The following is a 13,734-nucleotide window of genomic DNA, read 5'->3' on the forward strand; positions in this document are numbered from 1 at the left end:
CTGCCGGTTCGGTTGCCGCGGTCTCTAGCTGAGTGGCTCAGGCTGCGCGACGAACTCGCGGACGCGATCGCACAACATGTCGGCGGCTCTCCTTCCGTCCGAGAGGCAGCCGAAGCGCTCCTTGGCCAGGGCTGGATGCGGAACGCTGCTGCCTGACAGACCGCCTCGTGCCCTAATCCGGTGCCCCTCGTCCCCAGCGATGAGGGGCACCGTTCCATTCCCACCTAACCCTGGGGAAGAGAAGTGACAACAGAAAACGCTAGACCCGAGCCGACAGGCGAGGGCTTTTCTCCTATCCGAATTAGTGCCGAGGCATCTCGGGCGATCGACGCATGGGCATGGGGGCTTGCAGACGGCTCCCTCCGGCTTTGGCAGCTTCCCGATGCGATCAACACCTTGTGGACGGTCGCATTCGAGCAGGGCCGGCGATCACGAGACGAAGAGGTGGCCGCTCTCAAGTTGGACGCGGACCGATTGTGGCTCGTGTCGTTCGGCGCGAAGGACCGACAGCAGTACCTCCTCGACCGACTCGAACAGGCCGCGGATCTCGCTAACCGCCCCGACGTGGACGACGTGCTGGACGAAACCTGGCGCATCTACCTCGCCAGCCTCGACAACCTTCGGGAGCCCATCCAGCTTCCGACAACTCAATTCAAGCGAAAGGAGGTCGCATGAGCGGTGCAGGTCGAATCTCTATGTCCGATCTGATGGGACGACGCTTCGCCCCCATCCAGTATGTGATCCCCGGCATCATCCCCGAGGGTCTCACGATCCTCGCGGCGCCACCCAAGGTCGGAAAGTCAAGGCTTGTCCTCGATCTCGCCTACCAGTTGGCCACCAGCGGCACCGCCCTCGGTGCTGTACCCGTCGACCGGGCTCGGCCCGTGCTCTACCTGGCGCTCGAGGACACGCCACGACGCCTACAGGCGCGACTGCGTCACCTCGACGTGACAGAGGCACCGGAAACGCTGTACTTCCAGACCGAGGTTCCGCCCGGAGAAGTACTCGACCAAGCCACCGCTTTCATGGATGAACACCGCGACCAAGCGCCCGTCGTAATCGTCGACACCCTCGGCAAAGTCGCTCCCCCGGCAAACGCTGGTGAGAGCGACTACCAGAGGGATTACAGAGTCGGCGGTGGGCTCAAGGCAGTAGCCGACAGCGTCAGCGGCGGATCGGTAATCGTCGTCCATCACACAAGGAAGGCAGCAGGTGACGACTTTCTCGACTCGGTGTCGGGAACCCAAGGCCTCGCCGGCTCCGCCGACTCCATCCTCGTGCTGCGCCGCGACCGCAACACCGACCGCGGCAGCCTCTCAGTCACGTCACGGGATGCAGTCGAGGGCGAGTACGCAGTCAACCGCGATGGCGTGCGCTGGGTGCTCGTCGGGGGCGAACTAACACAGGCGGCTGTTGCGCTAGCTCAGGACCGGATGACGGAAAACCTGGGCGAACTCTCTGCCGAGGTCGTCGAGTTCGTCAACGGGCACCCGGATGGAGTGCTCGCAGCCGATGTCGCTCAGAGCCTGCAGATCCCCACCCCGACGGCGAGGACTTACCTATCTCGAGCGTTTGCTGCCGGTCGAGTCGAGAAGGCCAAACGAGGCCTATATACGCCTGTTGCAAGTGTTACGACTGTTGCGTCAGCACTAACCGACGACACACAAATAACACTCGCAACAGTGGTTTATGACACCTACTGCGCGCACGGTGTGACGATCGGAGCCAGATGCTCCCGAACCGGATGCGACGGAACGGCGGCGCCAGCATGACCGCTCGAATCCAGTTCATCCGAGAACGACGCAACTTCACCAAGGTCATCATCGACCGACCAGTCAGCGAGACTGCCACCCCCGCGCAACTCGACGCTCTCCGCGACCTCACCGTCGCAGAGTGGATCGCGTTCGCACACCCGAGAAACGGTGCACGGCCGACGCTCACGTTCATCAACTCGCCTACCCTGACACAACTCTGGACAACCAGGGATCGAGAAGCCTTCGTGCGGGACGAGATCGACCGCATTCACGGGATGAACCGCAGACGACCCCGGCGGCGGCGACGCACATGATCCGTCCCGACGTCATCACTACTGCCACGTGTGACACCTGCCTTCCGTGGGTGCGATGGATCCGGACCGGGTCCGGCGCGTGGGTACGTCAACTCCGCCACGACGACCACTGCCTCGTGCAACCACACGTGCAACGAACAGCCAAATGAGAAGGGAACACAGATGGGCGCAGCAGCCCCGAAGCCACTCAACTTCCGAGCACTAAGCAACGCATGGGACGACCCACTCGCATTCGCCCGCGAACTGAGCCGCTACTACTCACAACTCGAAGCCTCAGGCCACAGGCAGCCGACGCGTGACTGGACCACCGCGCTTCGAAAGGAGAAACCAATGGACACCGACGAGGACACCCCCACAACCGGGCTCAGAGACCCTGCCGGCCTCAACAAGACCGAACCGGGACTGTACACACCCGAGGACATGCAGAAGGTCGCACCAGGCCTCTACGCCCCAAAGGAAACCCAGTGACCATCCGGGCCGCAGTCCTCTGCGACGAAGCCGGATGTGACGCCGTATTCGCAACGGCAGAACGGCTCCCACACCACGAACTCATCCGAGAAGCACACGCAGACGGATGGACATCCACGAACAAGTCCGGGCAATGGACGAACGAGTGCCCGGAACACAACGAATGAACAGGACACACAAGATGACGAAGATTCAGAAGCACACCATCGACCTGCGATCCCCTCGCACAGAAGCACTCGAAGCCGCCGAAGCCGAACTCGAGAACCTCACCGCGCAGACCGACACGCTGAAGGCCTCCGCCCTCGCCGGCAACCTCGGCGCCGAAACACTTGCAGCACACACCGACCGCCTCAACCTCGCCACCATGCGAGTAGACGCAGCCCGTCACGCCGCCGAAGCCGAACTCAACAACCTCGCCGACAGGAACACCATCGCCGACGCGATCGCTGAACTCCTCGACGACCCGGCCCTCACAACCTCGCCCATCGAAGAGGCCATCAGCAGACTCCGACAGGCACTCGCCGACATCACCACCGCCAACGAAACCCGCAACAGCGCTATCAGCGGCTGGGTCACCCGACTCCGGGAACTCGGCATCCCGGACACCGGGCTCACCGTCAACGGCGACGAGGTTCACATCCAGTCGGCAGGCCCGACCGGAACAACGATCACGATCGGCGGTGGCCGCGTCTCCACGATCGGATCCGTCGCCGGCCACATCCGCCACACAACGCAGAAGCACAGCGACAGCGCTCACATGGCCATCGACCCAGCCAACCTTCCGAGCTTCGACACGCGTGGTCGCGCACTCGGAAGCATCACAGCCATCCGTCTGCTGAGGGACCTCGGCGGACACAACGCAGGGACTGTGCTCACCACCCGCACACACGCACTCGGTGTCCTCGCGCAGATGGTGCACAACGACAACGCGGAACTCATCGAAGGTGACATCCCCGCACCATCCCCGCACGTACCCAAGCGGTTCGGAGTGGACTCCCGCGCACAAGCAGCACCAGAGCGCATCACCCCGAGGAACGCCAACGACGGCGCTCTCGTCGAGGCGGCAGTAGCACGCGCGTTCCAGAACTGACCCTGAGCCGGCACAGAGGGGGTGGGGGTGACTCCTACCCCCTCTCTGCCGGTCGCCGGGGATAGCCGCTCACATTCTGCGTGCGCGGCTGTCCCGTTTTTTTTAGGACTGAAAGGACTTCCGATGACGGATTTGAAGACGCTGATTGAGAAACAGAAGCGTATGGCCGAGGAGCTGGTGGCTGAGGCTGAGGCGTACTACGAGAAGGTTGGGCCGGTTGAGGTGGAGACCGTGTTCGGTGACAAGCTCGCGACCTTCCGGGTGCCGTTCATGCACCCGAGTGAGTTCAGTGAGCTCGCTGACCGGTTTCCGCCGCGGCCGGGTGTGGCGGTGGATATGCCGTTGTGGTTCAACCTGGACGCCGTTGCGAGGAACTACCCGGGGGTGACGCTCGTCGTTGATGGCGAGGAGGACGACTTGTTCCGGGCGCGGGAGAAGCAGGCGGTCTACGTGTGGCCGGAGCTGTACCCGCAGATGCCTCCGGAAGATCAGAAGGAGTTCCGGATGGCGGTGTGGGCTCTGAATGTGTGGGAGCCGAACCAGCGGCGTGAACAGCTGCTGGCTCGTGGGGAGAAGGAGGCCGTTGATGGCTGAACGGGCGGTGAAGGTTCGACTTTCCGCGGTGGTCGCGGACTATGAAAAGTCGATGCGTGACGCGGCAAATGCGACCGCGACAGTTGGCACGGAGGCGGAGAAGCTGGCGCAGAAAAAGCAGGCGTTTCAGCAGCTTGGAGCGACCGGGCTGACGATGGGCGCCCTGCTGACGGCTGGGCTTGCTGCGGCGACGAAAGCGAGCATGGACTTCGATGCTCAGATGTCGAACGTGCAGGCGGCTACTCACGAGACTGCCGCGAACATGGGCTTGTTGCGTCAGGCGGCTCTGGATGCGGGCGAGTCGACGGTGTTCTCCGCTACGGAGTCTGCGCAGGCGATCGAGGAGCTTGCGAAGGCGGGCGTTTCGACGAAGGACATCCTCGGTGGCGGCCTGGCAGGTGCTCTGGATCTCGCGGCTGCTGGTGGCCTGGATGTTGCGACGGCTGCGGGGATCGCGGCCACGTCGTTGCAGCAGTTCAACCTTGAGGGTTCGGACATGGCTCACGTCGCGGACCTGCTTGCTGCTGGTGCTGGCAAGGCGATGGGTGACGTGTCTGACTTGTCGCAGGCATTGAATCAATCGGCGCTTGTCGCGAAGCAGACGGGTCTGTCGATTGAGGAGACGACTGCGGGTCTGGCGGCGTTCGCTTCCGCGGGCCTTCTCGGTTCGGACGCTGGTACGTCGTTCAAGACGATGTTGCAGGCTTTGAATCCGACGTCCGCGCAGGCGGCAACGTTGATGGAGAAGTACAACTTGCAGGCGTACGACGCTCAGGGGAACTTCGTCGGCCTGTCCGAGTACGCGGGCCGGCTCAAGGAAGGCCTGTCTGGGTTGTCGACGGAGCAGCAGAACGCGACTCTCAAGACGATCTTCGGTGCTGATGCTGTGCGTGCCGCAACGGTCCTCTACCAGCAGGGCGCGGAGGGCATCGAGAAGTGGACTGATGAGGTCAATGACCAGGGCTACGCGGCCTCCACGGCGGCTATGCGGCTCGATAACCTCAAGGGCGATGTGGAAGCCCTCGGGGGCGCTTTTGAGACGGCTCTGATCGATACAGGCTCGACGGCGAATGACACTCTGCGGACGATGGTGCAGGCACTCACGGGCCTGATCGGCATGTACAACGATCTTCCGGCGCCGGTACAGGCGTCGGCAATGGCTCTAGGTGGCGCTGCGGCTGCGGTGGCTCTCACGGGCGGTGCGGCTTTCCTGGCGGTTCCGAAGTGGTTGGAGTTCAAGGCGACGGTGGAGGCGTCCACCTGGACGATGAAGGGCATCGGGCTGACGGCCGGCGCCGCGGGTCTCGCTCTCGGTGGGTTGTTCCTCATCGTCGGTGAACTTGCTTCCCAGCACCAGAAGGCGCAGGCGCGAGCGCAGGCGTACGCGGACTCGATTGAGGACGGCACGAACAAGCTGTCTGATGCTGCACGTTCCACGGCGATCGAAGAGTTGCAGAAGGGCGGTGAGCTGCTGACGTTCAATTGGCAGTCGGCGTTCGACGCGGCGGAGAAGCTGGGGGTGGGGGCTGATGTGGTCACGGATGCGGCGTTGAAGAACGCGGATGCAATCGACGAGCTCAGCACCTATTACGACGCTCTGAACGGCGACCAGGAGGCGTTCAACCGCATCCAGGAGGAGACCGGGATGAACGCGTATGAGACCCGTGCGGCGCTGGAGGCGATGATCGGCGGGATTCAGAAGCAGAATGGTGCGATCGACGACGCGATCAAGCTGAAGGGCCAGGAGGAGGAAGCCACTTCGACCTCCACCTCTCAGTCTGAGAGTGCCACCGATTCGTACGTCGCGCAGGCCGATGCCGTGCAGGATCTCAACTCGCAGCTCACTGGCCTGATCGACAAGATCAACGCCGCTAACGGGGTCGCGCAGGATGCGATCACCGCGAACGCGCGGTATCAGGATGCCTTGGCGGGTTTGTCTGATGTTGTCGCGAAGAACGGCAACTCGCTCGACGAGAGCACCGCGGCGGGGTCTGCGAACGCGGCGGCTCTTTCGGAGGTTGCTGCTGCTGCTCAGACTGCGGCTCAAGCTCAGTTCGAGCAGGATCTAGCGACCATGAGCGCGGACGAGGCTGCGAAGAAGTGGAACTCGACGTTGGCTCAGCAGCGTCAGGCATTCATCGACGCTGCGGTCGCTGCTGGCTACAACGCCGGCGAGGTGAAGGTGTTGGCGGATCGGATCTTCCAGATGCCGAATAAGAAGACCGTCGACATGCTCGTTGAAACCGCGTCAGCGCAGAATCAGATCGACCGGTTCGTAACGTTGAACAACGGTCGGCGCGTGAAGGTGTTCGTGGACGCGGAGGGCGGTCAGTCGTTCCGTGTCGGGAGCAAGACTGTGGCGCCTGGGATGTCGACAGGTGGCCCTGTTCGTGGTCGTGGGCCTAAGGGCAAGGACTCCGAGCTCCGCCTGCTGGCTCCCGGCGAGCACGTCATCCCGGCTGACGAAGTTGACGCTGCGGGCGGACACTCGGCAATCGAAGAATGGCGGGCAACGCTCGCTGGCCGGCGAACTTCTCCGACCGTGGGGAGCCTCGTTGCTGCCGCGGATAGTGTCGAGACGTCGATGGCGATTCCTGCGGAGTACGTGAGAACGTCGAAGGGGCGGTGGGCATGAGTCTTCTGATGTACGAGGTGCGCGATGATCACGCGCTGATCGTGTCCGACACGCTGGTTACTGAGGCTGATCGGGTCACACCGGTCTGTTACCAGTCCAAGGTCTGGCTCATGCCAGAACGGAACATGGCGATGGCTCTCACTGGCACGGCCGAGATCGGCCTTGGCCTGTTCTCACTCGTCCAGCAGGAGGAGGCGCTTCGAGATATCGAAGACGTGAATGAGGTTGCGCCGCTTATGCTGCGGCACATCCGAGACGAGCTCGAGAAGCTGCGCCCCGACGACGACATCACAACCGTGTACTTGTTCGGCTTCCCCACGGGATCAGACCGGCCCGCGTCGTACACGTACACGTCCCGTGACGGTGCGGACTTCGCTTCGAAACCGGGAGTAGTCGGGAACTTCGCGTATCGTCCAGGCGCTCAGCGGTTCACGCCCGACTACCCGGTCTCGGCGGAGGACCTGGTAGAGCTCGCGTGCAAGATCCGAGAAGAGCAGGCTCAGCTTCGCTCCGAGGGCCTGCCGTTCGTTCGCATTGGCGGCGAGCTTCACGCCACCCGCATCGAGAACGGGCAGATTCTGACCTCGGTGTGGCATCGATTCGATGACTACGACGAGAGCTTGCCGAGTCTTTTTTAGCTCCCCCTCTCAGTAGCTGCCTCGGGCCCGTGTCAGTTGTCGGTGACACGGGCCCTTCTCATCTCTTCCGACAGACTCATGATTGGAGTACCTACATATGGTCAATCGACTTGTAGCAGTGGATGACTCGGACTACCGCCTGCCCGAACCTGTGGTGCAGACGCTCAGCCAGTCGTTCTCCGCGTACGACGTCCCTGCCGAAGCCGCGATGCTCGGCGATGCAACGAGCGTGTTCGTGAACAGCGCGGTTACCTCGAAAGCAGCGGGACGCAATGTGCTTCGGGTGGCTCCGGGCGAGTACACCGTGCCAGGCCTGCACCCTGATGACATTGAGGGACTGTACGTCCTCGGCGATGGCGTCAAGCTCGTCGGCACCCCGGTCCCAAACGTTTACCCCTTCTCGACACACGAATGGGCATCCCTGGCGGCGCGGGCAACCACAGGGGTTACGGGCCGCGGGGTGGTCGCGTTCGAGGTAGACGACGCGTTGGACATTCATTGGACCCGCTTGTTCCCTCTCTGTAAGGAGTTGGGGATCACGACGCGCACAAGGAACGCAAGAAGGAAGCTCGCTCCAACGGCTAGCGATGACGGTGCTCGAGGGCCTGGATACGCAGATCCATCGCTGCGATGATTCGGGCTTGCGCCTCAGCAAGCGCCAGCAGCGTGTCAACGATGTCGGACATGTTCGCGTTCTCCGGGTCGGCATGCCACTGGATAGCAAGCGCCTGCACCTGATCAGACGTCGCAAGCAACCAGCGGTTCGCGGAGTCGGGGAGATTCGGGTCGTCGAGTTCCACGCTCAAAACGGTAACCCCGAAAGAGCACCGGAGTGAATGAAGCCCTTAGACGACACCCGGCAAGTGCTCAACCGCTCCCGTGTTGGCGGGCTCGGGCACAAGGTACAGGCCGGTGGGCGCGTTGGCCGTGTAGGCGAGAGCTTCAACCCATGCGCGATTGATAGCAGGCTGGCGGCTCCCCGCGTACTTGAACACAAGAGACGAACCCGCGTGCACCCACACCGTGGTTCGGCCGCCGCCCGCACTGGCATCTTCCTTCCAAGAGAAGGGGAAGGGCTCACCACGTCGGAGCTTCGCCGTCATGACGAGCTGGATATGCGTGAGCGCACGGTCCTCGATCTCAGTCTTCGGTCCGCCGTCATATATGAACTTGCCCATCACGGGTTCCTATCGCTCGTAGTGATACCCACAATCCCACCTAACAGCACGGACGGACACCCCACTTTCGTCTACCTCCCCCCGCAGAACGGCAAGAGATAACGGCGAGATCAGACCCAGTTGTCTCCCGGATAGTCGTCGTACCAGTCCTGAGCGGCACCGGTCTCAGAACCAGGCGCCTCCCCAACGGAATGCTCGACACTGACCACGACTCTCGTATAACGGGTGACGAGCACGCTCAGCGTCTCGAACCGTGAAGCGAAAGTCACGAACCCGGACTCCCCGTGCGAGGCCGACTCGATGCGGCCCATCAGATCACCGACGTCGCAGTCCTCCGCCAAGATGAACGTCTCTCCGTCGATGCTGATTCGTGTAGTGGGGGTCATGACAATCTTGTGCATCGTTTGTAGCCAGCTCATCGGGACACGCACGCGTGTGCTCCGCTCAGACTACGCACGACTCGCCCCGCGTCATGGGGCATTGCGCATCTGCCTCATGTGTGAAACCGACATGCGTAGACCGTCGCCCCGTAGAGTGAACCCATGGGAACGATCCAGTACGGCGACAGCAGCGAGATCCACATCGAAGACCGAGCTCTCGCGCACCTCAAGGTCGCGATCGCGACCAAGCTGCGCCGCAACGAGAGCTTCACCCTTTCCTGGAAGCACCCAGAGGGCGATGCCCCCGGTCGCTCCACGATCTGGCTTCACCCGTCCATCCCGCTGCGTTTCACGTTCGAGACACCGGAGAACCCGCAGCTCAACGCGAAGTGGGTTCAGGCGCTAATGATGGAAGCCAGCTCCTCCGGCGGTATCACCCTCGTGGACGAGGTCGTTGACACCCCCGTGGAAATCGATGCTTCCGCCCTGGCCGACCTCGGGGCAGAATAGGCGGCACCGGGGAGGGGAGCGCGCGCCCATCTTGCGGCGCAGCTCGCTCGGTTGATCCCCTTCCCGCCCGCCGCGGGGAGGGGATCAACTCTTCTCACTCGACGCTGATGTAGAGCGGTAGCGCAGCAGCCTGCCCATGCCCCAGAACCGCCGCGGCCGAACCTTCGTACGGTCGCTCGGCCCCGTATTTGACTGTGCTGTTGTTCATGGTGATCCATGGATACTGGAAGGTGGGGATCGGAGCTACTTGGTCTAGTTCCGATCCCCGTCTTCTGGGAGCAGGGTGACCTTGAGGTCGAACGAATCGACAGGGACATCCAGCGTGGCGGCTAAGCGCGGCGAGCACGAAATCTAGACGCGACTCCGTGCTGTCGTCGCGCTTGCGAGCCTCACGCTGAGCCGCTGCGGAAGCAGTGGTGGCGATCTCGCCTGCTTCCTGCCCCCTGCGCCTCAGAGAAGGTGGGGAGATTCTTGATCTTCCTGACGACGTTGGAACGGGACATGTTGCCCTCGCCCTTGGCCTCCGCAAGCACCTCTTCGAACTGCTCATCCGTAACGTCATCAGTCATGCCGTAGATATCCGACTTCTCCTGAGCGTGCTGGAAGAACTCGCGAGGAGACGGAAGCACGAGCGTCGCGTCTAGATCTTCGTGTTCGTCCGAAACGTCATCCGTCATGTCGTAGATACCGCCGTTGGAGTTCGTTAGCTCGTCCTTCTTAGCGAACTCGTAGACGCTGACCGGGATCTTCTCGCTGCTTACGAGAAGATCCTTCTTGGTGTCACGGTGAAGGGCGCCAGGGCCAACGCAATCATCGACAAGAATGAGATCCGGGTTCACTTCCAAGCAACTCCTCGGACTTCAGAACTGACCGAACCGGGCACGCTCGTCCTGACGCGAAGAGCGTGACTGACCTGCATCTGACTCATGAGCCTGTGACTGTAGGTCGTCGTTACGCGACGACCTAGTCTTGTCGAGACTTTGTCGATGATGAGCAGGTGGGCAACGGTAGGTCTGCGAAGCCCAAGCCTTATCAAGACCGTCGTCTTGCGACCCTCTTGAAGTCTTGTCGTTCGAGACCTTCGTCGGATCCCGACGAGGATCTACTCGGACTAGGTGATCGCTGCGCTCGTAGTCGCGCCGGGGTCCTGTTCAGCGGTAGGTCACCCTCCACGGCTCGTCCGGCAGTGACTCGACCCACGCCCTGAGCGCCTCCGGGGTAAACAACGGCTTTGCGCCGACGTAGTTCGCAACGAGTCGATTCGTCTTGACGGCGGCCCTGATCGTCGTGACACTAACGCCTGTCGCGATGGCGGCTTCCCTGAGGGTGTACGCGATTTTCTGCGAGCCGAGCGCGTTCACCAGCTCATCGTGGATGATGGAGCGCAGCTCGTTCGCGGTGAAGGCCAGGCGCACGGCGGCGGGATCTGGCTGCTCGGGTGGCTCCGGGGCTTGCGGGTAACCGCGCGGAACGTCCGGATGCGTCGCCATGTACTCATCGAGGTCTTTCCACTTGCAGGGGAGCTTGGCGCGAGTCGTCCACAGTTCCACGACGGCCGGGTCATCGATCAGGCGAACCCGAATGCTCGCTTCGTAGTACAGGCCCGGATTCAGAATCAGCGCGCGTTGAAGCGGCAATGCTGTGCCTGCTCTGAAAGCCCAATACTCCCCGGTCTGGATTCCAAGCTCTCCACCCATAGGCATGGATCGAGACTAGCTAGCATTGCCGGATGAACGCGGAGGATCTTGAGCGGATCGTGCGCCGGGTAGTCCGTGAAGAGCTGCACCGGTTTCATGTCGGCGGCGTCAGAGCGCAACCGGTTGTGGAGCGCGTGCCGAACCGGGCCGTCGCGCCTGACGACGAGGGTGCCAAGAACATCGAGCGGGTGTATGAGTACACCATGAGAATCGCCCCTGACGGGACCATGCCGAAGGACGAGGTACGTTCCGACGTCGCCGGCTTTCATGAACCATGCGATTCAGTCCGCACTGAGTCCGCAAAGCATACCGATCTGACCCACACCTGCCAGTAACTGCCAACACCCAATCCCGCGGAATCCCAGCGCACGCGTTAGCCGCCAACGATCACCAACCACCCCGGCACTGTTCATCAACTACCGCTGACGTCACACGCGTCGGCGATCGGGGCTCGGGAGTCATCCCGAGCCCCTTCTTTTCTCCGGTCAACGCATACCGGGATATCGGTGTTCTTCGTCGAGACTGGAAGCGGTCGTGACTCGTCACGACTCCGACGCCATCCCCGCCCGACGCCCGATCGCCGCGGTGGATGCGCTTCGAGGATGCCACGCCGACTCAGGGGAGGGAGCGGCGCGGGCCCCCGAAGCTCGCGTCGGCCTGGGGTCTGCCGGCGTCGCACGTCGACCGGTCCCGGGTTCATGACAAGCCTCCCCGCCCGCTGCGCGCCCCCACGCGGATCGGCCCTCCGTGGAGGCATGACGGCAATCCTGCGACCGTCGCTCCCCTCACCGCCCGGGAGTGGACGCCGGTGGCAGACCAAGAACGACCGGGGGCTGGGCCATGGGGCAGATCGAGTCGAAGAGCATCGGAGAGAACAAGCAGCTGCTGGCGGATGAGGTGTTCCACCACATCGGGCGGCTGATCACGGAGGGAGAGTTCGCCGAGGGTGACCGGATCCGGGACGTCGACGTGGCGGACGAACTCCACGTCTCGCGGACGCCCGTGCGCGAAGCACTCCAGCGCCTGGAGCGCCTGGGGCTGGTGACGATGTACCCGAGCCGGTACACGGAGGTGACGATGGTCACGCCGCAGGTCGTGGCCGAATCGCTGGAGTTCGCCGGCTATCAGGGCGGGATCACCGCCCGGATGGCGGTGCCGCGACTCAGCGCCGTCCACCGCGAGCGGGTCCTGGAGCTCATCGCGCGGATGCAGGACTCGCTCGCCGACGGCGCATCGACGGCACGGGCGCGATGGGCGGTCTTCGCCTACCTCGCCGACCACAGCGGCAACCGCCAGCACCGGATGCTCATCGATGACGTCGCCGTGGCCGTGACCCGGAACCTGCGCGGATGGGTCGTGCGTCCCGGCGATCGCGAACGCATGCGCGAGGTGTATGCCGATTTCGCCGAGGCGGTGCGCACCGGTGACGGCGACGAGGCGGAGCGTCTCGCCCGCGCGATGTACTACGTGTGAGCGGCGCGCCAGCCGACGACCCAGCGGTGCAGGCGACGGTAGGCGTCCTCGCGCGCTTCGTGTCGGGACAGGAAGACGTCGTGCAGCGCACCGTCGATCCGGTCGACCGTCACCGTGGACCCCAGCCGCAGGGCCGCGCGGGCGATGTCGTCGACGACGAGCACGGAGTCGGCGGAGGTGAGCTCCTCCGACCAGCGGGTCGGCGGAACGAAGCGCGCCGACAGCAGCACGCAGACCGGCGCCGCGATGTTCAGACCCGCCGCGACGGACTTGTGCCCGGAGAGGATCGCGTTGAGCCACCCGGCGTAGACGGCCATCGTCTGCACCGGGCGCCACGCGGTGTTGACCTCCATCGGGTCGTCGGGGTCGGCCACCTCTTGCTGGGCCCGCGTGTAGTAGCCGAGGTCGATCTGCGGCGCGACGTCGAGCGGCCGGATGCGCGCCTGGAACTCCACCATGGGAGCGATGGCGGCCCGCACGGGGGCGAACTGGAACTCGAGCCAGGGACTGTTGAGGACGAGGGCGTCGGCCGCACCGGGATGCCGAGACGCCCACAGGCTCAGTGTCAGGCCACCGGTCGAGTGTCCGAAGAGGATCAGACGACGACCGCTCTCCTCACCGCCGTCGCCGCGTCCCATGGCGTCCAGGGCCGCGGCGATGTCCTCGTCATAGGTGGACAGATCGGTGATGTAGCCCGGGGTCTGTCCTTCCCGAAGACTGCGCCCGTACTTGCGCAGATCGAGGGCGAAGAAGCGGGCGCCGCGAGCCGTCCAGAACCGCGCCAACCGCTTCTGGAAGAAGTAGTCCGACCATCCGTGGACGTACAGCACGTCCACGCCCTCCAGCAGCGGGCGACGGCGCCGGGCACGCTCCCACCACGGGACGGGAGTCGGCAGAGCCCGCACGAGAGTGGCGACCACCGGACCCTGCTCGTCGCTGCCGAGGTCGAGGGTGAGCTGGGCAAACTCATCGCCGAGAACATCCGGAACCCACTCGGCCATGC

The 13,734-nt window shown here is 63.5% G+C and carries 17 protein-coding genes; 11 read left to right on the plus strand and 6 right to left on the minus strand.

What is annotated here, in order from left to right; genetic code table 11:
* Positions 1 to 243 precede the first annotated feature (243 nt).
* The 8 genes from RI211_RS13600 (at position 244) to RI211_RS13635 (ending at position 7,493) form a co-directional block, all read left to right on the plus strand.
* Entirely contained in the window at positions 244 to 675 is a 432-nt protein-coding gene (locus RI211_RS13600) for a hypothetical protein (RefSeq protein ID WP_315637774.1), read from the plus strand.
* Positions 672 to 1,772 carry an AAA family ATPase gene (locus RI211_RS13605; protein ID WP_315637773.1) on the plus strand — a complete coding sequence of 367 codons (1,101 nt, stop codon included), beginning with the start codon at positions 672 to 674 and terminating at the stop codon, positions 1,770 to 1,772. The genes RI211_RS13600 and RI211_RS13605 overlap by 4 nt, the downstream gene beginning before the upstream one ends.
* Positions 1,769 to 2,068 (plus strand): hypothetical protein, encoded by a 300-nt coding sequence (locus RI211_RS13610; RefSeq protein ID WP_315714275.1) that lies wholly within the window; start codon positions 1,769 to 1,771, stop codon positions 2,066 to 2,068. The genes RI211_RS13605 and RI211_RS13610 overlap by 4 nt, the downstream gene beginning before the upstream one ends.
* Positions 2,069 to 2,398: 330 nt before the next feature.
* Positions 2,399 to 2,536, plus strand: a complete 138-nt coding sequence (locus RI211_RS13615; RefSeq protein WP_315714277.1) for a hypothetical protein — start codon at positions 2,399 to 2,401, stop codon at positions 2,534 to 2,536.
* A 106-nt stretch (positions 2,537 to 2,642) separates the two neighbouring features.
* Positions 2,643 to 3,626, plus strand: a complete 984-nt coding sequence (locus RI211_RS13620; RefSeq protein ID WP_315638522.1) for a hypothetical protein — start codon at positions 2,643 to 2,645, stop codon at positions 3,624 to 3,626.
* A 123-nt stretch (positions 3,627 to 3,749) separates the two neighbouring features.
* A complete protein-coding gene (locus tag RI211_RS13625) occupies positions 3,750 to 4,220 on the plus strand; it encodes a hypothetical protein (RefSeq protein ID WP_315638521.1) in 471 nt (156 codons plus the stop codon).
* The gene (locus RI211_RS13630) at positions 4,213 to 6,855 is read left to right on the plus strand and encodes a phage tail tape measure protein (RefSeq protein WP_315714279.1); all 2,643 of its coding nucleotides are present in this window, start codon (positions 4,213 to 4,215) and stop codon (positions 6,853 to 6,855) included. The genes RI211_RS13625 and RI211_RS13630 overlap by 8 nt, the downstream gene beginning before the upstream one ends.
* Entirely contained in the window at positions 6,852 to 7,493 is a 642-nt protein-coding gene (locus tag RI211_RS13635) for a hypothetical protein (protein WP_315638427.1), read from the plus strand. Before RI211_RS13630 ends, RI211_RS13635 begins: the two co-directional genes overlap by 4 nt.
* A gap of 581 nt (positions 7,494 to 8,074) precedes the next feature.
* On the opposite strand, the gene RI211_RS13640 is transcribed toward RI211_RS13635, so the two are convergent.
* The 3 genes from RI211_RS13640 to RI211_RS13650 form a co-directional block, all read right to left on the minus strand.
* Positions 8,075 to 8,293, minus strand: coding sequence for a hypothetical protein (locus RI211_RS13640; protein ID WP_315638426.1), 219 nt, complete (start codon positions 8,291 to 8,293; stop codon positions 8,075 to 8,077).
* A gap of 45 nt (positions 8,294 to 8,338) precedes the next feature.
* Positions 8,339 to 8,671, minus strand: a complete 333-nt coding sequence (locus tag RI211_RS13645) for a DUF7882 family protein (RefSeq protein ID WP_315638425.1) — start codon at positions 8,669 to 8,671, stop codon at positions 8,339 to 8,341.
* A 110-nt stretch (positions 8,672 to 8,781) separates the two neighbouring features.
* Positions 8,782 to 9,072, minus strand: coding sequence for a hypothetical protein (locus RI211_RS13650; protein ID WP_315714282.1), 291 nt, complete (start codon positions 9,070 to 9,072; stop codon positions 8,782 to 8,784).
* Positions 9,073 to 9,213: 141 nt separating this feature from the next.
* Between RI211_RS13650 and RI211_RS13655 the strand changes: the two genes are divergently transcribed.
* Positions 9,214 to 9,561, plus strand: a complete 348-nt coding sequence (locus RI211_RS13655; RefSeq protein ID WP_313362632.1) for a DUF7882 family protein — start codon at positions 9,214 to 9,216, stop codon at positions 9,559 to 9,561.
* Positions 9,562 to 9,950: 389 nt separating this feature from the next.
* Here the strand turns inward: RI211_RS13655 and RI211_RS13660 are convergent, their stop codons facing one another.
* Positions 9,951 to 10,406, minus strand: coding sequence for a hypothetical protein (locus tag RI211_RS13660; RefSeq protein ID WP_315638423.1), 456 nt, complete (start codon positions 10,404 to 10,406; stop codon positions 9,951 to 9,953).
* A gap of 306 nt (positions 10,407 to 10,712) precedes the next feature.
* Positions 10,713 to 11,264 (minus strand): helix-turn-helix domain-containing protein, encoded by a 552-nt coding sequence (locus tag RI211_RS13665; RefSeq protein WP_315638422.1) that lies wholly within the window; start codon positions 11,262 to 11,264, stop codon positions 10,713 to 10,715.
* 26 nt (positions 11,265 to 11,290) lie between these two features.
* On the opposite strand from RI211_RS13665, the gene RI211_RS13670 reads away from it, so the two are divergent.
* Together RI211_RS13670 and RI211_RS13675 are read left to right on the plus strand one after the other, a co-directional pair.
* Positions 11,291 to 11,593, plus strand: coding sequence for a hypothetical protein (locus RI211_RS13670; RefSeq protein WP_315638421.1), 303 nt, complete (start codon positions 11,291 to 11,293; stop codon positions 11,591 to 11,593).
* A 505-nt stretch (positions 11,594 to 12,098) separates the two neighbouring features.
* Positions 12,099 to 12,731, plus strand: coding sequence for a GntR family transcriptional regulator (locus RI211_RS13675; RefSeq protein ID WP_259955225.1), 633 nt, complete (start codon positions 12,099 to 12,101; stop codon positions 12,729 to 12,731).
* On the opposite strand, the gene RI211_RS13680 is transcribed toward RI211_RS13675, so the two are convergent.
* Complete coding sequence (locus tag RI211_RS13680; protein ID WP_315638420.1) at positions 12,722 to 13,732, minus strand: alpha/beta hydrolase; 1,011 nt, start codon at positions 13,730 to 13,732, stop codon at positions 12,722 to 12,724. The genes RI211_RS13675 and RI211_RS13680 overlap by 10 nt on opposite strands.
* Positions 13,733 to 13,734 lie beyond the last annotated feature (2 nt).

The organism is Microbacterium meiriae (assembly GCF_032364335.1).
GTDB lineage: Bacteria > Actinomycetota > Actinomycetes > Actinomycetales > Microbacteriaceae > Microbacterium > Microbacterium meiriae.